Genomic DNA, 23,761 nt, shown 5'->3' with positions numbered 1-23,761 from the left:
ACTGCTCGTCCGTAGGGGATGTTTCACGTGAAACCGATCGACCCGCGTCTGCTCCGTTACGCCCGGACCACCCGCCGCTTTCTGGCCGCGGTCGTACTGCTCGGCCTGATCGGGGCGGCGCTGGTCATCGCCCAGGCGATGCTGATCGCCGAGGTGGTGGTCGGGGCCTTCCAGAAGGGGTACGGCGCCACGGAGGTGCTGACCCCGGTCACCCTGCTGGCGGCGGTCGCCGCCGGCCGGGCGCTGGTCTCCTGGCTCACCGAACTCGCGGCCCACCGGGCGAGCGCGGCGGTCAAATCGGAGCTGCGGGGACGGCTGCTGGAGCGGGCCGCGGTGCTCGGCCCCGGCTGGCTGAGCGGACAGCGGACCGGGTCCCTGGTCGCGCTGGCCACCCGGGGCATCGACGCCCTCGACGACTACTTCGCCCGCTATCTGCCCCAGCTGGGGCTGGCCGTCGTCGTACCGGTGGCGGTACTGGCGCGGATCGTCACCGAGGACTGGGTGTCCGCCGCCATCATCGTGGTGACCCTGCCGCTGATCCCGCTCTTCATGGTCCTGATCGGCTGGTACACCCGGGCCCGGATGGACCGTCAGTGGCGGCAGCTGTCCCGGCTGTCGGGGCACTTCCTGGATGTCGTCGCCGGTCTGCCGACGCTCAAGGTCTTCGGCCGGGCCAAGGCACAGGCCGAGTCGATCCGTACGATCACCGCCGAGTACCGGCGGGCCACCATGCGCACCCTGCGGGTCGCCTTTATCTCCTCCTTCGCGCTGGAGCTGCTCTCCACCCTCTCCGTCGCCCTGGTCGCCGTCACCATCGGTATGCGGCTGGTCCACGGCGGAATGGACCTCTACACCGGGCTGGTCATCCTGATCCTCGCGCCGGAGGCCTATCTCCCGATCCGGACGGTGGGCACCCAGTACCACGCCGCCGCGGAGGGGCTCGCGGCCGCCGAGGAGATCTTCCAGGTCCTGGAGACCGAGCCGCGCCGCGCCGGGACCCGGCCGGTGCCCGGCTCCGTAAAGCTGGAGCTCACCGGGGTGACGGTCCGCCACGAGGGGCGCGCCGAACCGTCCCTGGACTCGGCGACCCTGACCGTCGGGGAGGGCGAGACCGTCGCCCTGGTCGGCCCGAGCGGAGTCGGCAAGTCCACCCTGCTCGATGTGGTGCTGGGGTTCACCGAACCGGCCGAGGGCCGGGTCACGGTCGGCGGTGTCCCGCTCGGCGAGCTGGACACCGCCCGCTGGCGGGAGCGGATCGCCTGGGTGCCCCAGCGGCCGTACCTCTTCGCGGGGACCGTCGCCGAGAACGTCCGGCTGGCCCGGCCGGACGCCGACGACACCGCCGTACGGCAGGCCCTGCGGCAGGCCGGGGCGGACGGCTTCGTCGCCGAGCTGCCCGAGGGCGTCGACACCGTACTCGGTGAGGACGGCTCCGGGCTCTCCGCGGGCCAGCGCCAGCGGCTCGCGCTGGCCAGGGCCTTCCTCGCCGACCGGCCCGTGGTGCTGCTCGACGAGCCCACCGCGGCGCTGGACGGCGGTACGGAGGAGGAGGTCGTGGCGGCGGTACGGCGGCTCACCGCCGGCCGGACCGTGCTGCTGGTGGTCCACCGCCCGGCGCTGCTGGCGGTCGCGGACCGGGTGGTACGGCTGACCAGGACGCGTACGGCGGACGGCGGGGCGCTCGTCGTGGCCGCACGGGAGCCGGAGACCGGGGCGTACGCCAGCCCGTTCGCCGGTGCCGGGGATGTCCGTACCGGTGATGTCCGTACCGGTGATGCGCGTACGGGTGACGCCGGTGCCGGGGATGCCGGTCCGGGCGCGGACGGGAGTCCGGGCGCGGACCCGTCCGGCCGGGAACACGGCAGCGGCGGGTACGACTTCGAGGACGGGCGCACGGCGGCCCGGGGCATCCGGGTCCCCGCGCTCACCCGGGTCCGGCGGGCCGCCCGCCACCAGCGCGGCCGGTTCCGGCTGGCGCTGCTGCTGGGCAGTCTGGCGCTGGGCTCCGCCGTCGGTCTGATGGCGGTCTCCGGCTGGCTGATCTCCCGGGCCTCCGAACAGCCGCCGGTGCTCTATCTGATGATGGCCGTCACCGCGACCCGTGCCTTCGGTATCGGCCGGGCGGTCTTCCGCTACGCCGAACGCATCGTCTCCCACGACGCGGTGCTGCGGATGCTCGCCGAACTCCGGGTGGCCGTCCACCGCGGGCTGGAGCGGATCGCGCCGGCCGGACTGAACCGCAGCCGCCGGGGCGATCTGCTCTCCCGGCTGGTCACCGATGTCGACGCACTCCAGGACTACTGGCTGCGCTGGCTGCTCCCCGCGGGCTCCGCCCTCCTGGTGAGCGCGGGAGCGGTCGGCTTCACGGCGTGGCTGCTGCCGGAGGCGGGTGCCCTGCTCGCCGCCGGACTGCTGATCGCCGGAGTGGGCGTACCGCTGCTCAGCGGCGCGGTGGCGCGGCGGGCGGAACGGCAGCTCGCGCCCGCGCGGGGCCTGCTGGCCACCCGTACGGTCGATCTGCTGCACGGCACCGCCGAACTGACGGTGGCCGGGGCCCTCGGCGCCCGTACCGAAGCCGTACGGGAGGCGGACCGGCGGCTGACCGGCATCGCGTCCCGGGGTGCGGCCGCCACCGCGCTCGGCGCCGGGCTCACCGCGCTCGCCTGCGGACTGACGGTCGTGTTCGTGGCGCTCGCCGGGGCCCAGGCGGTCCTGGACGGTCGGCTCGACGGCGTCAGCCTCGCGGTTGTCGTCCTCACCCCGCTTGCCGCCTTCGAGGCGGTGAACGCACTGCCGCTGGCCGTGCAGTACCGGCAGCGGGTCGGCCGGAGCGCGGAGCGGGTCTACGAGGTACTGGACGCGCCCGTACCGGTCGGCGAGCCCGAGGTGCCCGCGGAGGCACCCGCGACGGCGTTCCCGCTGGAGCTGCGGGGCGTACGGGCCCGGTACGCGGGTCAGGAGCGGAACGCCCTCGACGGGATCGACCTGCGCATCGCGGCGGGCAGCAGGATCGCGGTCGTCGGCGCTTCCGGGTCCGGGAAGACCACGCTCGCGCAGGTCCTGGTCCGTTTCCTGGACACCGCGGAGGTGAACGCCGCGGATATGGCGGACACGCCCGGCGCGGCCGCCGGTGTGCCCTACACCCTGGGCGGGACGGATGTCCGGACGCTCGACGGGGACGCCGTCCGCGGTCTGGTCGGTCTCTGCGCCCAGGACGCCCATGTCTTCGACAGCTCGGTCCGCGAGAACCTGCGCATCGGCCGCCCCGGGGCGACCGACGACCAGCTGCGGCGCGCGCTCGAAGAGGCCCGGCTCCTGGAGTGGGTCGAGGGTCTGCCGCAGGGCATGGACACCCTGGTCGGCGAGCACGGCGCCCGGCTCTCCGGGGGCCAGCGGCAGCGGCTCGCGCTCGCCCGCGCGCTCCTCGCGGACTTCCCCGTGCTGGTGCTCGACGAGCCGGCCGAGCACCTCGACGTGGCCACCGCCGACGCGCTGACCGCGGATCTGCTGGCGGCGACGGAGGGGCGGACCGGCCGGGGTGGAGCCACGGTGCTGATCACCCACCGGCTCCGGGGGCTCGAAGCGGTCGACGAGGTGGTGGTCCTGGCGGACGGACGGGTCGCGCAGCGCGGCCCGTACGCCGAACTGGCGGCGGTGGACGGTCCGCTGCGGCGGATGCTGGACCGGGAGCGGGCCACGGACGAGACGGCCGGGGAACTGCTGGAGACGGCCGGGGTGGCGGTCCGGGGGCGGTGAGGGCGCGGCGGGCCGCTGGTCCGCGGGGTGCCGGGCCCGCCGGTTACGCCGGACCGTCCGGCCCGGGCGCCCCGGCCATGGGCCCGGTCGGGGCCGTCCGGCGGCCGCGCCCCGGGGTACGGAGCCGGCCGGGGTGGACGAGCCGCTCCTCGGCCGGCAGGGGGGCAGTGCGCCTTCGGCCGGGGAAGCCGCCCGCGTGCCGTGGGGCGTCCGGGGCGTGTTCCGGGACGCTTCGGCCCGGGCGGGCGCCCCTGTGTCCCAGGGCGCCCGAGGGAGCCGACTTTTCTCGCTAAAACGGAATTACTAGGCTCAAGGTCATGACAGACCCCGTCCCGGACCCCACCGATGCCGACGCCGGCGCACCCGTCGGCGACACCGCGCCGGACCGCGGGCCGGAACCCGCTGAACCGGCTGAACCGGCGGAAACAGGGGATCCGCTGGAGGCCGCGACCCGGGTGACCCGCAGCCTCCAGGGGCTGTCGACCGAGCTGACCGCCCGGGTGCCGCAACTGCTGGAGGCGATGCGGTCCGTCGGCACCGGGCTGGAACTGCACACCACCCTCGACCGGATCTGCGAGACCGCCGCCGAACTCGCCGACGCTCGCTATGCGGCCATCGGAGTGGTCGACAGCGAGGGTCGGGGACTCTCCGACTTCGTCACCCACGGCATCGACGAGGAGACCGCCACCCGGATCGGCCACCGGCCGGACGGCCAGCGGGGCCTGCTCGGCGCGCTGATCCACGATCCGGCGCCTGTGATGCTGGCGGATCTGACCACCGATCCCCGCGCGGCCGGTTTCCCGCCCGGCCATCCGCCGATGCGGACCTTCCTCGGTGTCCCGATCCGCGTCCAGGGCGAGATCTTCGGCAACCTCTATCTCGCGGAGAAGCGGGGCGGGGCCGAATTCAACGACTACGACCTCCATATGGTCCGGGTGCTGGCCACGGAGGCGGGCATCGCCATCGGCAACGCCCGGCTTTACGAGGCGGCCCGCCAGCGCGAACGGTGGATCGACGGCTCGGTCGCCGTCACCACCGCCCTGCTGTCGGGCGGCGACGCCGAGGACGCCCTGGCCGTCGTCGCCGAACAGGCCCGCAGGCTCGCCGACGCGGCCGCCGGGATCGTTCTGCTCCCCGCCGACGAGGGCGGCCTGGAGATCGTCGCCGTCGCCACCGACCGGCCCACGACGGCGCTGGGAGAGGTGATGCCGCCGGAGAGCCCGGTGATCGCCAGGCTGCTGGCGGGGGAGCCGGTCTTCGTCGCGGACGCCGCCACCGACCCACGGGTGATCACCCGGAGCGCCGGACGGTACGGGCCCTGCATGATGCTGCCGCTCCAGAGCGGCGGGCGGGTGCTGGGTGCCCTGGCCACCCCGCGCAACCGGGGCGCCCGGCAGTTCACGGAGGCGGAGCGGACCCTCGCCACCCAGTTCGCCTCGCAGGCCGCACTGGCCCTGATCATGGCCGAGGCGCAGCGGGACCGGGAACGGCTCGCGGTCTACGAGGACCGGGACCGGATCGCCCGCGACCTCCACGATCTCGTGATCCAGCGGCTGTTTGCGACCGGGATGATGCTGGAGGGGGCCCAGCGGCGGTCCCGGGTGCCCGCCGTCCAGGACGGTGTCGGCAAGGCCGTCGACGAACTGGACGTGACCATCCAGGAGATCCGTACGGCGATCTTCGCGCTCCAGCAGGGCCCGGCGGAGGCGCCGTCCGGGCTGCGGACCCGGGTACTGCGCGAGATCAACATGGCGGCCGTACCGCTCGGTTTCACCCCGGGCCACCGTTTCCTGGGCCCGGTGGACACCGTCGTCGGCGAGCTGACCGGCAAGAACCTGATCGCGGCGCTGCGCGAGGCGCTGTCGAACGCCTTCCGGCACGCGGACGCCTCCCGTATCGACGTCGTCGTGGACGCGACGGTGAAGCTGCCGGACGGTTCGGAGGGGGTACGGCTCACGGTCGCCGACGACGGGGTCGGCATCCCGGCCGGGGGGCGCCGCAGCGGCCTGCGCAATCTGGCGCGGCGGGCGGAGTCGCTGGGCGGGTCGAGCACCTGCGGCCCGGGTATCGGCGAGGGCGGGCAGGGCACGACGGTCCGCTGGGAGGCACCGCTGTAGGCGCGGGTGCGGGCGGGTTTGTTGCGGTATGTGGTGGGTGCCCGGTCGCCGGGCGTGTGTCCGGGCCCGTGCGGGCCCGTTGCAGGGAGGCGCTCGGGCCCGGGCGGGTTTGTTTCGGTACGTGCCCGGTGCCGGTCACCGGGCGCGTTTCCGGGCCGGTGCCGCCCCGTTGCGGGTACGCGCCCGCTGCCGGTCACCCGCCGGGTACCGCCGGGCCGGGGGGATTTGCTGGTCCGGGTGGCCGTACGACCCCAGGGCGCTCCCCGGGATCGACGGGTCCGCGGGTGACGATCCGGGGCATGTGCCTGTGCCGAAAACGCCGGTCGCCGCTGTCCGTGCTGGTGATGGCGGTATGCGTCCTGCTGGTGCCCGGTCCGCTGACGCCCGGCCCGGCGTCAGCCGCCGGTACGCATACGGAGCAGGACCCCGCGGGTACGGAGGGCGGCGGGGAGCCGCCGGTGAGCGGCCCGGCCGAACCGGAACCGGAGGGTGGTGGCCGTACCGAGGAGGCCGGTCCGGCCGGGAGCCGGGAGTACGGAGGGCGGCCGGAGGACTCGCCGGACTCCCCGACCTCCGCGGCCGGGGGCAGCGGGACCGGTGAGGCCGGTGCGACCACCGCCCACGGATCGGCGCTGGCCGGAGCCTCCGCCGAGGTGGCCCGGCTCTACGAACGGGCCGCGGAGGTCACCGCGGCGTACGGGAGGAGCCTGCGGGCGGCGGACGCCCAGCGGGCCGTGCTCGCCCGGCTCCGGGAACAGCTCGACCGGCGCCGCGGTGACCTCGCCGTCCTGCGCGACGCCGTGGGCGCGGTCGCCCGCGACCAGTACCGCACCGGGGGGCAGCTCACCGCCACCGCCGGACTGCTGCTCGCCCGCGACCCGGACCAGTTGATGCACGGCCGACGGGCCGCCAGACAGGCCGAGACCGCCGTCCGGCGGCTGCTCGCGCGGGCCGCGGCGGCGGAGGCCCGGCTGGAGACGGCCGAGGAGCGGGCCCGCCGGGTGCGGCAGGATCTCGACGCACGGACGGAGCGGCTGGCCCGGGTACGGAAGGGGCTGGAGCGCAGTCTGGAGGCGGCGCGGTGGCGGCTCCGGAGCGAGGCGGCGGCGCTGGCCGCTGCCGGGACCTGCGCGGGCCCGGCCGGGAACGGGGCAGGAGCCGAACTGCCGCCGGAGCCGGACGGCGGTGCCGGTGGCGGTCCGGCCTGGGTGGCACCGGTCGACCGGTACCGGCTGTCGGCGGGCTTCGGCAGCGGCGGTGCGCGCTGGGTGCACCGTCATACGGGCCAGGACTTCGCCGTCGACACCGGAACGCCCGTCCGGTCGGTGGGCGCGGGCCGGGTGCAGTCGGTGTCCTGCGGGGGAGCCTTCGGTATCCAGATCGTCGTACAACACCCCGGCGGCTACTACACGCAGTACGCGCATCTGTCGGCGGTGACGGTGGGGCAGGGCCTGCGGGTGGGCACGGGGCAGGTGATCGGGCTGGCGGGTTCGACGGGCAATTCGACCGGCCCGCATCTGCACTTCGAGGTGCGGCTCACCCCCTACCTGGGTTCGGGGGTGGATCCCGCCGGATGGCTGCGGGAGCGGGGGGTGAGCCTGATCTCTGAGCCCGGCCCGTAGCGGGCCCACGGCTCCGCGGCCGTGCTGCCGCCCCGTCGAGGCCGGCCCGGCATCGCGTACGCCTGCACCCTCAGCCCCGTTCGCGCAGGATCCGTTCGATGACGACGGCGACCCCGTCCTCGTTGTTGGCGGCGGTCCGCCCCGACGCCGCGGCCAGGACCTCCGGATGGGCGTTGCCCATCGCGTACGACGTCCCGGCCCAGCGGAGCATCTCCACGTCGTTCGGCATATCCCCGAAGGCGACGACCTCAGCGGCGGAGATACCGCGCTCGGCGCAGCACCGGGCGAGGGTGCTGGCCTTGCTCACGCCCGGCCCGCTGATCTCCAGAAGCGCTCCGGCGCTGGACCGGGTGACGGAGGCGAGGTCCCCGATGTGCTCCCGGGCCAGCGTGTGGAAGGTGTCGGGTGCGAGTTCCGGGTGCTGGGCGAGCAGCTTCAGTACGGGTGATCCGGTCGCGGCCTCGCTCCGGAGGAGCTTCTCGGCCTCGGTGACGATGGTCCCGGGTTCGTCGGCGTACAGCGTCGGATAAGCGGGCTCGTGGTGGAAACCCGTGGTGGTCTCGACCCCGAAGGTGGTGCCCGGCGCGATCGCGCCCAGGGTCCGTACGACGCCGAGGGCGTCGGCGCGCTCCAGCGGATGGACGGTGAGCAGGGTGCCGCCGGAGTGCAGGTCGACGACGGCGGCGCCGTTGGCGCAGATCGCCAGGCCATGGCCGTGGACATGGCCGCTGACGACGTCCATCCAGCGTGCGGGGCGGCCGGTGACGAAGAAGACCTCGATCCCGGCGTCCTCGGCCGCGGCGAGCGCGGCGACGGTCCGTGCCGAGACCGACTTGTCGTCGTGCAGCAGGGTGCCGTCCAGATCCGTGGCGATCAGCCTGGGCGGAGGGGCCGGGGACGGGCCGCGGGGATCGGTTGCAGGGGTCACCCATTCATTCTTCCGTACGGAGCCGCGCAGGCGTACGGGTGTGCGTGGTACGCGTGTGCGGAGGTACGGGCCCGGGGCCGCCGGGCCCGGGCCCGTACCGTCAGCGCAGCTGGGCCAGGGCGTCCGAGGCGATCTTCTCGTAGACGGCCTGGTCCGCGGCGAACTCCGAGCCCGGGATCGGGGAGTGGATCACGATCTCGTCGATGCCCAGCGCGAAGTGGGCACCCGCGAAGTCGACGAAGGCGTCCAGGGACTCCAGCGGGGCGTTGCGGTCGGGGGTGAAGCCGGTCAGCAGGATCCGGTCGGGCCGGGCGGCGGTCCGGCCGGTCTCCGCGCAGATCTCGTCGAGGCGCCGGATCTGGGCGCCGATCGCCGCGCGGGACTCCTCCGGGGTTCCGGTCTTGGCGATCTTCGGGTCGCCCGTGGTCACCCAGGCCTGGCCGTGGCGGGCCGCGAGCCGCATCCCGCGCGGTCCGGTCGCCGCGACGGCGAACGGCAGGCGCGGCCGCTGGACACAGCCGGGGAGGGCCCTCGCCTCCCGGGCCGAGTAGTGGATGCCCTCGTGGCTGACGGCCTCCTCGGTGAGCAGCCGGTCCAGCAGCGGTACGAACTCCGCGAACCGGTCCGCGCGCTCCCGGGGCGTCCACGGCTGCTGGCCGAGGGCGGTGGCGTCGAAACCGTCGCCGCCCGCGCCGATGCCGAGGGTGAACCGGCCGCCGCTGATGTCGTCGAGGGCCATCAGCTCCTTGGCGAGGGGGACGGGGTGCCGGAAGTTCGGTGAGGTCACCAGGGTGCCGAGCCGGATGCGTCCGGTCACCGAGGCGGCGGCGGTCAGGGTCGGCAGGGCGCCGAACCAGGGGCCGTCCCGGAAGGTGCGCCAGGTCAGGTGGTCATAGGTGTACGCGGTGTGAAAGCCGAGGTCATCGGCCTGCTGCCAGATCTTCTGACCTTCGGCCCAGCGATGGATGGGAAGGATCACGGTGCTCAGACGCATGCTCCCGACCCTACGTGGGCTTTCCATCGCCGCGGATTCGACGAGAGCGAGACCCGTCCCGGCGGCCCCGCCATCGGTGAACCCCCTCGCGGACCCGCCGCCGGTCGTCTCGGAACGCCGAATCAGTTAGTAGTTCATGTACTACACTTGACCCATGGATACGCCACGCCCCGGCAAGACCCGAGTCACCAGCGTCTCCCTGCGGGCCGAGACCCTGGAGGCAATCCGGGCACGCGCCGGCAAGCAAGGCGTTTCCTCCTATATCGAGGAGGCCGTACAGCGGCAGCTTCAGCGCGAGGCCATCGACGAGTACATCGCCGCCGCCGAAGCGGAGCACGGCTCTGTTGACCCTGCCGAGGTGTCGGACAGGGCCGAGCGTGTCCGCGCCCACCATGCTGCCCACCGTGGTGGATCCGCCCCGGCAGACGCCGCATGAGCGGGACCCTCGTGCTCGACAGCGAGGCCCTTTCCAAGCTCTCCCGCCGGCACCGGGACATGACCGTATGGCTGGACGTCGCCCGCAGACTGGACCTGTTCGTTGTGACGAGTGCCGCCACACTGGTGGAGGCGCGCGATCCGAAGGTGCCGCAGGCGGCATTCGACCATGCTGTTTCCCTGGCCAAGGTGCGTCCCGTCACGGAGGAGATCGCACGAGCGGCAAGCAGACTGCTCGCTTCCGAGAGTCTGCATGGTCACAAGTACGCCATCGACGCGATGCTCGCGGCCACGGCCCACACGGAGCACGGCGATGTCACCGTGATCACAAGCGACACGGACGACCTCCGCCGACTGTGCCTGCCCCGCATCGCCGTCGAGCCGATCTGAGCGCGGACGGCGCTCCTCGCCGGGATCCGGCGCTCGCCTCAGCGCCGGGCGGGCCCGTTGTCCCGGCCCGTCGGGCCCGGGAAGCGGAGGAAGGCGGGCGGGACCGTATCCGCCAGCCAGACGCCGTTGGCGCTGACCCGGAAGGTGTGCCCGGCCCGGTGCATCGCCCCCGCGTCGACCGACAGCACCACCGGGCGGCCGCGGCGGGCGCCGACGCGGGTTGCCGTCTCCCGGTCGGGGGAGAGATGGACATGGTGGCGGGCCATGGGGCGCAGCCCCTCGGCGCGGATCGCGGGGAGCCGGGCCGCGACGGTGCCGTGGTAGAGGTACGCGGGCGGGGCGGCGGCCGGCAGTGCGAGGTCCACCGCGACCGTATGGCCCTGGTTGGCCCGGATGCGGTCGCCGTCGATGGTGAAGCGGCGCTTGTCGTTGACGGCGACGACATGCTCCAGTTCGGCGCGGGTCAGCGGCATCCGGTGCTCGGCGAGCGCCGTCAGCAGCTCCTCGACGCCGACCCATCCCTGGGCGTCCAGGGTGAGTCCGATGCGCTGCGGCTGATGCCGCAGATGCTTCGAGAGGTACTTCGACACCCGCACGGTCCGCCGGTCGTCGGGTCTTTCTGCCCCCGGTCCTCTCAACGGTCCTGTTGCCGGTCCTGCCACCGCTCCTTCGGACGGTCTTTCAAGCGGTCCTTCATTCGGTCCGGCGTCCTGATGTTCATCCTGAGTGATCTTTTTGTCGCTCTTCTTCGCCATGGCTCTCAGGGTGATCCGCTTCTGTGGGCGATGCCACCGAAATAGTGAGCACTCCCAGGTTTGATCCACAGCGAACATGAGTTATCCACAAGGGAATTGGCGATTCTGTGGACAACTGGGCTCGCGGCTCTGCCCCTTGGTGAAGTCAGTTGTCCGTCAACGGTCTTGGTACCAGCGCGTCCAAGGTCCTGGCCTGCAGCTCCCGTTCCGTGGCAGCCGTGATGAACTCCACGGTGTTCTCCGGGCCGACAAGGCTTTCCACGGCCCGGATCGTCCCGGCCGGAAGGGCCACCGTAAGCCTCCCGTTCCGCGGTCCGCGGGTTCCGTCGTCCGCCGGATTGCGGTGGAGGCGACCGGTGTCAACGGACCACATCACCCGGCGCGGTTCGGCGGATTCCGCCTCCGCCGACTTCTCGCCGGGCCATGGCTCCCGCACCTCGGCCGTCACCAGGCCGAGCACCCCGCCGAGCCCCCGTCCGGTGTCCCACGCCTCCAGCAGTTCTCCGATCGAAGCCAGCGTGTAACCGCGGTCGAGGAGCCCGGATATCCGCCGCAGCCTGGTGAGATGGGCGGTTCCATAGATATTGGACCGGCCCCGCCGCTCCGGCTTCGGCAGCAGACCGCGGTCCTGATAGGCGCGGATCGTCCGGACCGTGGCACCGCTCAGCTGCGCCAGATCCTCGATCCGGTACTCGGCGACCGGCTGCTCCGCCATCACGCCTCCCTCCCCCGGCAGTTGTCCGTACTCTTCCGGTCCGCCCCGGGCCCCGGGGCGGACCGTCACAGCGGCGGCCGCACCCGCGCCAGGCCGCGCAGCGCTCTCGGAGTGAGCCGGGACAGCAGCAGCGCCCCGCGGGCCTCGGGTGTCACCGGGACCACCGCGCTGTTGCGCACCACGGCGCGGAGGATCGCTTCCGCCACCTTCTCCGGCGGGTAGTTCCGCAGGCCGTAGAGCCGGGAGGCCCTGTCCTGGAGGCGCTTCTCCTCGGCCTCGCCGACCCCGGTGAACCGGCTGGTGGCCGTGATGTTGGTGTTGACGAAGCCCGGGCAGATCGCCGATACCCCGATGCCGCGGCCCGCCAGTTCGGCCCGCAGACTCTGGCTCAGCATCAGCACCGCCGCCTTCGACGTCCCGTAGGCGGGGAGCGATCTGGAGGGCTGATAGGCCGCCGCGGACGCGATGTTGACGATATGGCCGCCCTGGTTCCGGTCGGCCATCTGCCGACCGAAGAGCCGGCAGCCGTGGATCACGCCCCAGAGATTGACGTCCAGCACCTTCCGCCAGTCCTCGGACGACGTCTCCAGAAAGGGCCCGGACATCCCGATCCCCGCATTGTTGACCAGGACGTCGACCACGCCGTACGCCGAGGCGACCCGGGCCGCGAGCTTCTCCATCGCCGCCTCGTCCGAGACGTCGGCCGGTTCGCTCCAGGACTCCGGCGCCCCGGCCAGCCGGGCCAGCCCGGCGGTCCGGGCCGCACCCTCGGCGTCCCGGTCGACGGCGACCACCCGTGCCCCGGCCCCGGCGAAGGCGAGCGCCGTCGCCCGGCCTATGCCGCTCGCCGCGCCCGTCACCAGCACCAGCTGTCCGCCGAACCGTTCGGCATACGGCCCGGGGGCGACGGCGGTACCGGCCCGCCTGTCCGGAGCGGCCGGAGCGCCGCCGGGCCCGCCCTCCAGGGCCCGCACGAACCCGGCGATCCACGCCGACAACTGATCGGGCCGGGTGCGCGGTATCCAGTGTCCGGCGGGCAGGGAACGGCGGGTCAGCCGCGGCACCCACTCCTCCAGACCGTCGTTCAACCGCTCGGAGAGGAACTTGTCCCCGGTCGCCGTGATGAGCTGGACCGGGCAGTGTGCACGGGCGTCCTCGCGCGGCCGGGCCAGCCGGGCGCGCACATTGTCCCGGTAGAGCCAGGCTCCGTGCGCCGCGTCCTCGGGCAGCGACGACGTCGGATACCCCTCGGCGGACACCTTCTCGCCGCGGGCCAGCAGCCGGGGCCAGGCCCTCCCCAGGGCGCCGCGCCAGGCCAGCTCGGGCAGGGCGGGGGTGTGCAGCGCGTACACGTACCAGGAACGGGCGCCCTGGCCCAGCAACTGGGCCAGCCGGCGCGGGGTGGGCCGGGCGGCCCGCCGTCTGACCCAGTGGCCCAGATGGTCGAGCGACGGCCCGGACATCGAGGTGAAGGAGGCGATCCTGCCCTCCGTACGCGCCACGGTGGCGAACTCCCAGCCCTGCACCGACCCCCAGTCGTGGCCGACGACATGCACCGGCCGGTCCGGGCTCACCGCGTCCACGACCGCCAGGAAGTCGTCCGTCAGCTTCTCCAGGGTGAACCCGCCGCGCAGCGGGCGCGGCGCCGACGAACGGCCGTGCCCCCGGACGTCGTACAGCACCACATGGAGACCGTGCTCCGCGGCCAGCCTTCCCGCGACCCCGGACCACACCTCCTTGCTGTCGGGATAGCCGTGGACGAGAACGACCGTCGGGCGGTCCGTGTCGCCCGGTCCGGCCGTGCCCAGCTCGGCCACGCACAGCTCGACCCCGCCCGTCCGCACCCGGCGCTCCCGCGCGCCCGGCACCGGTGCCCCGGCCGCCGCCGTACCGCTCCGGTCACCCGCACTCATGTCCGTGCCTCCCCTGCGCTCCCCGCGCCGCGGACCGGCCGTGGCCGCCCGCGCCCGTACATCCGCCGCCGTACCTCCCGGAACCCCCGCGGCACCCGCGGGCCGGAGGCCACCGGACCGCCGCCGGTGCGTACGCACGCGGTCGCGCTCCGCACCCACCGTCCGACACTGATGAATGTGACAATGACCGACGGCTGCGTCAAGGCCCGCATACGGCGCCTGTGGACAACCCCGCCCGGCGGCCTCCGGCGGTCCCTCCTGCTCCACCCGTCGTACCCGCGGCGCCGCCGATCGGACGACAACCGGCACCGCCGCGCTGTTCTCTTTAGTAGGGAGACCCCGGGGCCGGTCCCCCTGGAGTCTGATACGGATCCGACCGCCAGGTCTGACGTCCTCGCCGCCCGGCACCACTACGGTCGTGTCCGTGAATGTGATTGCCCTAGAAGGCCTCAGTAAGCGGTACCCCCGGGTGACCGCCCTCGACCGGCTCTCCTTGGACATCGGACCGGGCGTGACCGGGCTGGTGGGTGCCAACGGGGCCGGCAAGTCCACATTGATCAAAATCCTGCTGGGGCTGGCGCCCGCCACCGAGGGCAAGGCCGCCGTCCTTGGCCTCGACGTCGCCACCCACGGCAGCGCCATCCGCGAGCAGGTCGGCTATATGCCCGAGCACGACTGCCTGCCGCCCGATGTCTCCGCCACCGAGTTCGTCGTCCATATGGCGCGGATGTCCGGGCTGCCGCCCGCCGCCGCGCGTGAGCGCACCGCCGACACCCTGCGCCACGTCGGCCTCTACGAGGAGCGGTACCGCCCCATCGGCGGCTACTCGACCGGTATGAAGCAGCGGGTCAAGCTCGCCCAGGCGCTGGTCCACGACCCCCGGCTGGTCCTCCTCGACGAGCCGACCAACGGTCTGGACCCGGTCGGCCGGGACGAGATGCTCGGCCTGATCCGCCGCGTGTACACGGACTTCGGCATCTCCGTACTGGTCACCTCCCACCTCCTCGGCGAACTGGAGCGCACCTGCGACCATGTCGTCGTCATCGACGGCGGCTCGCTCCTCCGCTCCAGCTCCACCAGCGACTTCACCCAGGTCACCACCACCCTCGCGGTCGAGGTCACCGACTCGGACACCCACCCGGACGGCACCGCCGCCCTGCGGGAGCGCCTGGTCGCCGCCGGAGTCGTCCTCCACGACCGGACCGAGGAGGGCCTGCCCGGGGCCGGCCACATCCTCCTCATGGAGGCGCCGGGCGAGGAGACGTACGACATCGTCCGCGACACCGTCGCCGGACTGGGCCTCGGCCTCGTACGGATGGAACAGCGCCGCCACCGGATAGCGGAGGTCTTCCGGACGGACGCCGGCGACCACACCACGGCGCATCCGGCCGGTCATGCGCCCGCCGCGCGCTCCCAGGCGCCCACGGCACCCGCCGCCGCCACCCCCGCCGGGCCCGCGAACGACCCGGCCCAGGCCATGAAGGGGCAGCCCCGATGAGCACCACGACCCCGCCCCCGGCCCCCGGCCCGGACGCCGCGCCCGACGGCGCCCGTATCCACAACATCGGCTACCGCAATTACGCGGGCCGCCGCCTCGGCCGGGCCTACGTCCGGCGCTCCCTCTACGTACAGTCCCTGCGCGGATCCTTCGGACTCGGCCGCTCCGGCAAGTCCAAGGTCATGCCGATGCTGCTGTCCGCCGTGATGTGCCTGCCCGCACTGATCATGGTGGCGGTCGCGGTCAGTATGAAGTCCGACGAACTGCCCCTGGAGTACACCGGGTACGCCGGCGCGCTCTCCATGGTCGTCGCACTCTTCCTGGCCTCCCAGGCGCCCCAGAGCGTCTCCCGCGACCTGCGGTTCCGTACGGTGCCCCTCTACTTCTCCCGGCCGATCGAACGTGTCGACTACGTGCTCGCGAAGTACGGGGCGATGGCTTCGGCCATGCTGCTCCTCACCGGAGTGCCGCTGGTCATCCTCTATATCGGCGCCCTGCTCGCCAAGATGGACTTCCTGGAGCAGACCGAGCAGTTCGCCCAGGGACTCGTCTCCGTTGCCGTGCTGTCCGTCCTGTACGCCGGAATCGGCCTGGTGCTCGCCGCCGCCACCCCCCGCCGGGGCTTCGGCGTCGCCGCGATCATCGGCACGCTGACCATCACCTTCGGCGCCGTGACCTCCGTCCAGGCCATCGCCGAGTCCTCCGGCTCCACCGGGATGGTCAAGTGGTTCGGCCTGTTCTCGCCGTTCAGCCTGATCGACGGTCTCCAGAGCGCCTACCTCGGGGCCGACAGCGGTTTCCCCGGCGGCGAGGGCCCCGGTGCCGGGGCCGGCGTGGTCTATGTGCTGGTCGTCCTGGCGCTGATCGCCGGGTCGTACGCCGTGCTGATGCGCCGGTACGCGAAGGCGGGGCTGTGACCGCCGCGAACCGTGCGGCGCACGCCGCCATCCACCGAGCCCCCGGCGGACTCCCCGAGTCCCGGCAGATCCGAGAGAACGGGCCGCGCCCATGACCACCATTTCCATCGACCACGTCTCCCGGTGGTTCGGCAACGTCGTCGCCGTCAACGACATCACCATGTCCATCGGACCGGGCGTCACCGGACTGCTCGGACCGAACGGAGCCGGGAAGTCCACCCTCATCAACATGATGGGTGGTTTTCTGGAGCCCTCGACGGGCAGTGTCACCCTGGACGGCACCACGATCTGGCGGAACGAGTCCGTCTACCGCCGGATCGGCGTGGTGCCCGAGCGCGAGGCGATGTACGACTTCCTCACCGGCCGGGAGTTCGTCGTCGCCAACGCCGAACTGCACGGCCTCGGTGCCAAGGAGGCCGCGTACGCCCTCGCCACCGTCGAGATGGAGTACGCCCAGGACCGCAAGATCTCGACGTACAGCAAGGGCATGCGCCAGCGCGTGAAGATGGCGTCGGCGCTGGTCCACAACCCGTCCGTGCTGCTGCTCGACGAGCCGTTCAACGGGATGGACCCCCGGCAGCGCATGCAGCTCATGGAGCTGCTGCGGCGCATGGGCGACGACGGCCGTACGGTGCTGTTCTCCTCCCACATCCTGGAGGAGGTCGAGCAGCTCGCCGCGCATATCGAGGTCGTCGTCGCCGGGCGCCATGCCGCGTCCGGGGACTTCCGCCGGATCCGCCGGCTGATGACGGACCGCCCGCACCGCTATCTCGTCCGCTCCAGCGACGACCGCGCGCTCGCCGCCGCGCTGATCGCCGACCCCTCGACCTCCGGTATCGAGGTCGACCTCACCGAGGGCGCCCTGCGCATCCAGGCCGTCGACTTCGGCCGGTTCACCGAGCTGCTGCCCCGGGTGGCCCGGGACAACTCCATCCGGCTGCTCACGGTCTCGCCGTCCGACGAGTCCCTCGAATCGGTCTTCTCCTACCTCGTAGCGGCCTGAAAGGAGCTGTGACGCCACCATGTACAACCCCACGGTCGCCCGGCTCACCTACCGGGCCGTTCTCGGCCGCCGCCGGGCCGCGATCCTCTTCGCCCTGCCCGGACTGCTGCTGGTCATCGCCATCGCCGTCCGTTTCTTCAACGGCGCCGACGACGACACCGCCAACCAACTGCTCTCCGGCTTCGCCCTCGCCACCATGGTCCCGCTGATCGGGGTCATCGCGGGCACCGGCACCATCGGCCCCGAGATCGACGACGGCTCCATCGTCTATCTGCTCGCCAAGCCGGTGAAGCGGTCGACGATCATCTTCACCAAGCTGATCGTCGCGATAGCGGTCACCATGGCCTTCTCGGCCATTCCGACCCTGCTCGCGGGTCTCATCCTCAACAACAACGGCCAGCAGATCGCCGTCGCCTACACCGTGGCCGCGCTCTTCGGGTCGATCGCCTACAGCGCGCTCTTCCTGCTCATCGGCACGGTCAGCCGGAACGCCGTCGTCATCGGCCTGATCTACGCCCTGGTCTGGGAAGGGCTCTTCGGCCGGCTGGTCGAGGGCGCCCGCACGCTGAGCGTGCAGCAGTGGTCGCTGGCGCTCGCCGAGCGGATCGCCGGTGACGGACTGGTCGGCGCCGCCGTCGGTCTGCCGCTGGCGGTCGTCATGCTGACCGTCGTCACCATCGCGGCGACCTGGTACGCGGGCCAACGGCTCAAGGTGCTGAAGCTCGCCGGCGAGGAGTGACGGCGGGGCGTTCGCCGCACCGGGACGCTCCCCGGCGGGCCCTCCCTGCACGGGCTGCCCGGCGGGCGCGCGCCGCACCGGCGCCGGGACCCACCGCCGGTAAGGGTGCCCGCCGCAAGGAAATTGGGTGGCGGGTCCGGGCCCGCCGGGAGGAGAGTGGAGAGGCCGGGAGAACCGGACCTCCGGGACCGGGAGAGGAGCGCGGCGCGACGCGAGCGTCCGTCGCGCTTCCGTCCGGGCCGTGCCGGACCGGCCGCGGAACCGCCGTATCGGCGGAAGTCCGCGCCACGGTACGGCCCGAGGGGGCGGCCGCTTCGAGCGCGCTCACGCGCGGGCCGCCCCCTTCCCCCGGCATCCGGCGCCCACCCCACCGGGGTACGGCGACGCCCCGGCCGGTACGACCGGGTCCGGGGCGCGCAAGGGGAACGTTCCGGCTCAGGCCGCGAGCAGTGCCTCCAGCACCACCGCGATGCCGTCCTCGTCGTTGGAGACCGTGACCGCGTCCGCGACGGCCTTCAGCTCGTCATGGGCGTTGGCCATGGCCACCCCGTGCGAGGCCCAGGCGAACATCGGTATGTCGTTGGGCATATCGCCGAAGGCGATCGTGCCGGACGCCTTCACCCCGAGGCGGCGGGCGGCGAGGGAGAGCCCGGTGGCCTTGGTCAGCCCCAGCGGGATCAGCTCCACGATGCCCGGCCCCGCCATGACGACGTCGACGAGACCGCCCACGGTCTCCCGGGCGGCCTTCGTCAGCGCGTCGTCGTCGAGCTCCCGGTGCTGGATGTAGATCTTGCTGAGGGGCTCGGCCCACAGCTGCTCCACATCGGTCAGCGGGACATACGGCAGCGGTCCGTCATGGGCCGCGTAGTCCGGGCTGATCAGTACGTCCCCGTCGAGACCGTCCCGGCTGGCGGCCAGCGCCACCCGGCCGATCTCCGCCTCCAGCTTGGCCAGCGCGATGGCGGCGATCTTCCGGTCGAGGGTGAGGGAGGTCAGCAGCCGGTGCTCCCCGGCGTGGTAGACCTGCGCGCCCTGGCCGCAGACCGCGAGCCCGTCATAGCCGAGATCGTCGAGTATGTAACGGGTCCACGGCACACCGCGGCCCGTGACGACGATATGCGCGGCCCCCGCCGCCGTGGTCGCGGCGAGCGCGTCCCGGGTACGGGCGGAGACCGTGCCGTCGCCGCGCAGAAGCGTTCCGTCAAGATCGGTCGCGATCAGGGCGTACGGGAACGGCCCATGGCCCTCCCGCGACCGCCCGGCTTCCCGCGATCGCCCGGCCTGGTGCGGCCGGGCGGCCTCCCGCGGCTCGCGCGGCTCCTGTGCTGGCGTACTCACCGGGTGACCGGCTCCAGCAGCTCTCGTCCGCCCAGGTAGGGCCGGAGGACCTCGGGCACCCGGACCGAACCGTCCGCGAGCTGGTGGTTCTCCAGCAGGGCCACGATCGTGCGCGGTACGGCGCAGAGCGTGCCGTTCAGCGTCGACAGCGGCTGCGTCTTCTTGCCGTCCCGGACCCGGACCGAGAGCCGGCGGGCCTGGAAACCGTCACAGTTCGACGCGGACGTCAGCTCGCGGTACTTGCCCTGAGTCGGGATCCACGCCTCGCAGTCGAACTTCCGCGACGCGGAGGACCCCAGGTCGGCCGAGGCCACGTCGATGACCTGGAACGGCAGCTCCAGCGAGGTCAGCCACTGCTTCTCCCACTCCAGGAGCCGCTGGTGCTCGGCCTCGGCGTCCTCGGGCGCCACGTACGAGAACATCTCGACCTTGTCGAACTGGTGCACCCGGAAGATGCCCCGGGTGTCCTTGCCGTACGTGCCCGCCTCGCGCCGGAAGCAGGGGGAGAAGCCCGCGTACCGCAGGGGCAGCTTCTCGGCCTCGATGATCTCGTCCATGTGGTACGCGGCGAGCGGGACCTCGGAGGTGCCGACCAGGTAGTAGTCGTCCTTCTCCAGGTGGTAGACGTTCTCCGCGGCCTGGCCGAGGAAGCCGGTGCCCTCCATGGCGCGCGGCCGGACCAGGGCCGGGGTGAGCATCGGGATGAAGCCCGCCTCGGTGGCCTGCGCGATCGCGGCGTTGACCAGGGCCAGCTCCAGCAGGGCACCGACGCCGGTCAGGTAGTAGAAGCGCGAGCCGGAGACCTTGGCGCCGCGCTCGACGTCGATGGCGCCCAGCGCCTCGCCCAGCTCCAGATGGTCGCGGGGCTCGAAGCCCTCGGCGGCGAAGTCGCGGATCGTGCCGTGCGTCTCCAGGACGACGAAGTCCTCCTCGCCGCCGACCGGAACGTCGGGGTGGACCAGGTTGCCCAGGCGGAGCAGCAGCTCGCGGGTCTCCTCGTCGGCCTCGTTCTGTGCGGCCTCGGCCGCCTTGACGTCGGCCTTGAGCTGCTCGGCCCGCTTCAGCAGTTCGACGCGCTCCTCGGGGGACGCCTTGGAGACGAGCTTGCCGAGCGACTTCTGCTCGGAGCGCAGTTCGTCGAAGCGGGTGCCGGACGACCTGCGCCGCTCATCGGCGGAGAGGAGGGAGTCGACGAGCTCGACGTCCTCTCCACGGGCGCGCTGGGAGGCGCGAACACGGTCGGGGTCCTCACGGAGCAGGCGAAGGTCAATCACCCCACCAGGCTACCGGTGCCCGACTCTCACTCGGCCACCTCATTTTGCGTTGCGTAGCCTTTTGTCCCTATTGATGGGATTTGGTGGCGTGTGGGGTGATGCCCCGGCGGGCGGTGTCCGGTGCCCGCTCCGACGGTCGTGCGCGTCAAGGGAAATCATTCCGCATCCCCGGTACGGGGCATGTTCCGGCGGCCGGAATTGACCCATGTTCCTTGTGGGCTGCGGGACTTGGCCGGGGGTTGTCCACAGGTGGTGCCGGTGCTCAAAAGTTATCCACAGGCTGTGTGAGAAAACTGTGGATTGCGGAACTGATCATTCCCGAGGGCTCCGCCGCAGCTTCGGGATTCCCTTCTCAAACCCTCCCCACCCACTCATTCGGGTGGGAATTGCTCGCTCCAAAGAGGTGACCGATGAAATGAGGGTGACGACTGCATGTCAGGGGTGCGTCCCGCCGACTGTGGACGGCCGGGGCCCCGGCGGGGGTCGTCCGGGGTCCGTGAGCCGATTTGTCGACCATGCGGCTCCGCCCTGTCGACTTGTCCCCAGGTCGAGACCCGACCCCTGTGGATAACTCTGTGGATGATGAAAATCAGCAGGTAGGAAAGTTCCGGTCAGACACTCCGGTCAGACACTCCGGTCAGACGTTCCGGTCGGACGTCGGTGTCGGACGTTCCGGTCAGGCTCTGCCGTCCTGGCAGCGGGCCAGCCAGTCGGACGCGGCGGTGAAGTCCGCGTCCGAGGTGCCCGCCCGGGGCCCGCCGACGTCCTCCGGTGCCACCCCGGCCCTGGGATACGACCCCAGGAACCGCACCTCGGGGCAGATCCGCTTCAGCCCCATCAGGGCCTCGCCCACCCGGCGGTCGGAGATATGTCCCTCGGCGTCGATCGCGAAGCAGTAGTTCCCGATGCCCTCGCCGGTGGGGCGGGACTGGAGCAGCATCAGGTTCACACCCCGTACGGCGAACTCCTGGAGCAGCTCCAGCAGACCGCCCGGATGGTCCTCCCGCTGCCAGATCACGACCGACGTCTTGTCCGCGCCGGTCGGCGCCGCGGGCCGGGCCGGGCGGCCGACCAGAACGAACCGGGTCTCCGCGTTCTGCGCGTCGTGGATATCGGTCACCAGCGCTTCGAGGCCGTACGTGGCCGCCGCGAACTCGCCCGCGAAGGCCGCGTCGTACCGGCCCTCCTGCACCAGTCGGGCACCGTCCGCGTTCGAGGCCGCCGACTCCCACAGGGCATCGGGGAGATGGGCCCGCAGCCATTTGCGGACCTGGGGCTGGGCCACCGGATGACCGGTGACGGTCCTGATCTTGGACAGCTCCGTACCCGGCCGGACCAGCAGCGCGAAGGCGATCGGGAGCACGACCTCGCGGTAGATCATCAGGGGCTCGCCCGAAGCGAGTTCGTCGAGCGTCGCCGTCACCCCGCCCTCGACGGAGTTCTCGATGGGGACCAGGGCGGCCGCGGCGTCCCCGTTGCGTACGGCGTCGAGCGCGGCCGGGACCGACACCATCGGGACGAGTTCCCGGGTGGCGGCCTCCGGCAGCGTACGGAGGGCGGCCTCGGTGAAGGTGCCCTCGGGACCCAGATACGTGTACCGCGTGGCTGACATACGAATCACCCTAGTCCGCCCCCGGACCCGCCCGGCCCGGTTTCCCGGACCCGGTCCGGGCCCGGTCCGGGCCCCGTTCGGGCCCGGGTGTTCGGAACCCCGGGCTCCCCTGCGGCGGACCCCGGACCCCGGACTCAGGACTCCAGGAGCCGCTGTCCCACGTACTCCCCCTCCGCCGGGCCGCCCGGGACCGCGAACAGCGCGCTCGCCTCGTGCCGGATGAACTCCGACAGCGCGTCCCCCCGGTCCAGCTTCCGCTGCACCGGGACAAAGCCCCGCAGCGGATCGGCCTGCCAGCAGACGAAGAGCAGACCGGCGTCCGGGGACCCGTCCGGCAGGATGCCGTCGTGGTACGAGAAGGGGCGTCGGAGCATCGCCGAGCCCTGGTTCTGTTCCGGGGCGGAGATCCGGGAGTGGGCGTTGGCGGGGATCACCGGTTTGCCGTCCGCGTTCAGCTTCTCCAGACCGAGCGGGGTCGTCTCCGAACCGCCGGTCAGCGGGGCGCCGTCGGACTTCCGGCGGCCGATCACCTGTTCCTGTTTCGCAAGCGGCAGCCGCTCCCAGGAGTCCAGGAGCATCCGGATCCGCCGGACCACCGCGTACGAGCCGCCGGCCAGCCAGTCCTGCCCGCCACCGCCCGGCACGAAGATCCGCCGCTCGAAGTCGGGATCGGAGGGCCGGGGGTTGTTGGTGCCGTCGACCTGGCCCATCAGATTGCGGGCGGTCATCGGCCGGCCCGTGGCCCCCGGCGAGCGGTTGAACCCGTCCATCTGCCAGCGCGGGCGCGCCGCGTCCCCGGCCGTCCGCTGCACCGCGCGCAGTGCGTGGAAGGCGACCAGGGCGTCGTCCGCGCCGATCTGGACCCAGAGGTCGCCGTTCGAGCGCCGGGGGTCCAGCTGGTCGGCGGAGAACGCGGGCAGCGGGTCCAGCCCCTCGGGGCGCCGGCCGGTCAGCCCCGTACGGTCGAAGAACGTCCGGCCGAAGCCGAAGGTGAACGTCAGGGACGACGGGCCCGCGTCGAGGGCGACCCCCGTATCGGCATCCGGCGCGGGCCTTCCCGCCATCAGCGCCGCCGCCAGCGCCGACCAGCGGCGGAGCAGTGCGGCCGCCTCCCTGCGCCCGGCGCCGGGGGCCAGGTCGAAGGCGATCAGATGACCGCGGGCCTGGAGCGGGGTGGTGATGCCCGCCTGATGTTTCCCGTGAAACATCACCTCGGTGGCGCCGACCGCCGTCAGCGCCGTCGGTGAGTCGGCAGTGACCGCGGCATGGGTCAGGGCACCCCCGGCGGCGCCCAGCGCCAGTCCGGTGGCCCCGGCCGTTCCAGCGGCGGTGATGATGCGCCGACGCGAGGGGAGGCGGGTGTTCCGGTCGCCGGTGCGGTCCGGGGCGGAGTCCGGGTCGGGGCCGGAGTCCGCGGGGGCGCCGCCGGATGTCCGCCGGGCGTCTCCGGGGAGGGTTCCGCCGGAGGGCCCGGTGTCCGGGCGGCCGCCCCGCCCCGCCGGGACCGCGCCGTTCGCGGCCGCTCCGGGTGTCCCGGTCCGGGCCGTCCGCGCGGTCCGGGTTCTCGTCTTCTTCGCCATGGGGTGTGTCAGCCGATCTTCACGTTCTCGTCGACGGTCGTCTGGTCGATCTCGGAGGTCCGTACGGTCACCTTGACCAGCCAGTCGCCGGGCATCGGGATCCGGACCTGCCCGGCGCTCCACTGCCCCGGCGCGGACTTCTCCAGGGTGACCGGCAGCGGGCCGATCTGCTGGT

17 protein-coding genes and 1 pseudogene are annotated in these 23,761 nt (G+C 72.7%); 9 read left to right on the top strand and 9 right to left on the bottom strand.

The features are described 5' to 3' along the window. The first annotated feature begins 18 nt into the window (after positions 1-18). The 3 genes from cydD to ACWDR0_RS12230 all read left to right on the top strand — a co-directional run bounded on the left by cydD (position 19) and on the right by ACWDR0_RS12230 (position 7,495). Positions 19-3,756, top strand: coding sequence for a thiol reductant ABC exporter subunit CydD (gene cydD, locus ACWDR0_RS12240; protein WP_456351581.1), 3,738 nt, complete (start codon positions 19-21; stop codon positions 3,754-3,756). 317 nt (positions 3,757-4,073) lie between these two features. Then, positions 4,074-5,873: a sensor histidine kinase gene (locus tag ACWDR0_RS12235; RefSeq protein WP_456351580.1), complete on the top strand. Its 1,800-nt coding sequence runs from the start codon at positions 4,074-4,076 to the stop codon at positions 5,871-5,873. A gap of 299 nt (positions 5,874-6,172) precedes the next feature. After that, a complete protein-coding gene (locus ACWDR0_RS12230) occupies positions 6,173-7,495 on the top strand; it encodes a peptidoglycan DD-metalloendopeptidase family protein (RefSeq protein WP_456351579.1) in 1,323 nt (440 codons plus the stop codon). Between the two features lie 70 nt (positions 7,496-7,565). Here ACWDR0_RS12230 and ACWDR0_RS12225 read toward each other — a convergent pair whose 3' ends face one another. Together ACWDR0_RS12225 and ACWDR0_RS12220 are read right to left on the bottom strand one after the other, a co-directional pair. Beyond that, entirely contained in the window at positions 7,566-8,423 is an 858-nt protein-coding gene (locus tag ACWDR0_RS12225) for a Cof-type HAD-IIB family hydrolase (RefSeq protein ID WP_456351578.1), read from the bottom strand. 100 nt (positions 8,424-8,523) lie between these two features. Then, positions 8,524-9,417 carry an LLM class flavin-dependent oxidoreductase gene (locus ACWDR0_RS12220; protein WP_456351577.1) on the bottom strand — a complete coding sequence of 298 codons (894 nt, stop codon included), beginning with the start codon at positions 9,415-9,417 and terminating at the stop codon, positions 8,524-8,526. A 154-nt stretch (positions 9,418-9,571) separates the two neighbouring features. Here ACWDR0_RS12220 and ACWDR0_RS12215 point away from each other — a divergent pair, with 154 nt between their 5' ends. Together ACWDR0_RS12215 and ACWDR0_RS12210 are read left to right on the top strand one after the other, a co-directional pair. After that, a complete protein-coding gene (locus ACWDR0_RS12215; RefSeq protein ID WP_456351576.1) occupies positions 9,572-9,853 on the top strand; it encodes a hypothetical protein in 282 nt (93 codons plus the stop codon). Then, complete coding sequence (locus ACWDR0_RS12210; RefSeq protein WP_456351575.1) at positions 9,850-10,242, top strand: type II toxin-antitoxin system VapC family toxin; 393 nt, start codon at positions 9,850-9,852, stop codon at positions 10,240-10,242. Before ACWDR0_RS12215 ends, ACWDR0_RS12210 begins: the two co-directional genes overlap by 4 nt. Positions 10,243-10,280: 38 nt before the next feature. Here ACWDR0_RS12210 and ACWDR0_RS12205 read toward each other — a convergent pair whose 3' ends face one another. The 3 genes and pseudogenes from ACWDR0_RS12205 to ACWDR0_RS12195 form a co-directional block, all read right to left on the bottom strand. Next, positions 10,281-10,880, bottom strand: a complete 600-nt coding sequence (locus ACWDR0_RS12205) for an RNA 2'-phosphotransferase (protein ID WP_456351642.1) — start codon at positions 10,878-10,880, stop codon at positions 10,281-10,283. 502 nt (positions 10,881-11,382) lie between these two features. Beyond that, positions 11,383-11,712 (bottom strand): annotated as a pseudogene (locus tag ACWDR0_RS12200) (MerR family transcriptional regulator); the annotation flags it as partial. A gap of 65 nt (positions 11,713-11,777) precedes the next feature. Beyond that, positions 11,778-13,625 (bottom strand): SDR family oxidoreductase, encoded by a 1,848-nt coding sequence (locus ACWDR0_RS12195; RefSeq protein ID WP_456351574.1) that lies wholly within the window; start codon positions 13,623-13,625, stop codon positions 11,778-11,780. Positions 13,626-14,055: 430 nt separating this feature from the next. Here ACWDR0_RS12195 and ACWDR0_RS12190 point away from each other — a divergent pair, with 430 nt between their 5' ends. From ACWDR0_RS12190 to ACWDR0_RS12175, 4 genes are all read left to right on the top strand, one after another. Next, positions 14,056-15,123 (top strand): ABC transporter ATP-binding protein, encoded by a 1,068-nt coding sequence (locus tag ACWDR0_RS12190; protein ID WP_456351641.1) that lies wholly within the window; start codon positions 14,056-14,058, stop codon positions 15,121-15,123. Continuing rightward, on the top strand, positions 15,120-16,040 hold the full coding sequence (locus ACWDR0_RS12185; protein WP_456351573.1) for an ABC transporter permease: 921 nt from the start codon (positions 15,120-15,122) through the stop codon (positions 16,038-16,040). Before ACWDR0_RS12190 ends, ACWDR0_RS12185 begins: the two co-directional genes overlap by 4 nt. 91 nt (positions 16,041-16,131) lie before the next feature. Beyond that, a complete protein-coding gene (locus tag ACWDR0_RS12180; RefSeq protein ID WP_456351572.1) occupies positions 16,132-17,043 on the top strand; it encodes an ABC transporter ATP-binding protein in 912 nt (303 codons plus the stop codon). Between the two features lie 19 nt (positions 17,044-17,062). Next, positions 17,063-17,782: an ABC transporter permease gene (locus ACWDR0_RS12175; RefSeq protein ID WP_456351571.1), complete on the top strand. Its 720-nt coding sequence runs from the start codon at positions 17,063-17,065 to the stop codon at positions 17,780-17,782. Between the two features lie 435 nt (positions 17,783-18,217). Here ACWDR0_RS12175 and ACWDR0_RS12170 read toward each other — a convergent pair whose 3' ends face one another. The 4 genes from ACWDR0_RS12170 to efeB form a co-directional block, all read right to left on the bottom strand. Continuing rightward, the gene (locus tag ACWDR0_RS12170; protein ID WP_456351640.1) at positions 18,218-19,003 is read right to left on the bottom strand and encodes an HAD family hydrolase; all 786 of its coding nucleotides are present in this window, start codon (positions 19,001-19,003) and stop codon (positions 18,218-18,220) included. A 113-nt stretch (positions 19,004-19,116) separates the two neighbouring features. Further along, positions 19,117-20,394: a serine--tRNA ligase gene (gene serS, locus ACWDR0_RS12165; protein ID WP_456351570.1), complete on the bottom strand. Its 1,278-nt coding sequence runs from the start codon at positions 20,392-20,394 to the stop codon at positions 19,117-19,119. 676 nt (positions 20,395-21,070) lie between these two features. Beyond that, positions 21,071-22,006: a prephenate dehydratase gene (gene pheA, locus ACWDR0_RS12160; RefSeq protein WP_456351569.1), complete on the bottom strand. Its 936-nt coding sequence runs from the start codon at positions 22,004-22,006 to the stop codon at positions 21,071-21,073. A 134-nt stretch (positions 22,007-22,140) separates the two neighbouring features. Then, complete coding sequence (efeB, locus tag ACWDR0_RS12155; protein ID WP_456351568.1) at positions 22,141-23,586, bottom strand: iron uptake transporter deferrochelatase/peroxidase subunit; 1,446 nt, start codon at positions 23,584-23,586, stop codon at positions 22,141-22,143. Positions 23,587-23,761 lie beyond the last annotated feature (175 nt).

It is taken from the genome of Streptomyces sp. NPDC003691, from assembly GCF_053981115.1.
This window is presented reverse-complemented; position numbering and strand designations above follow the sequence as displayed.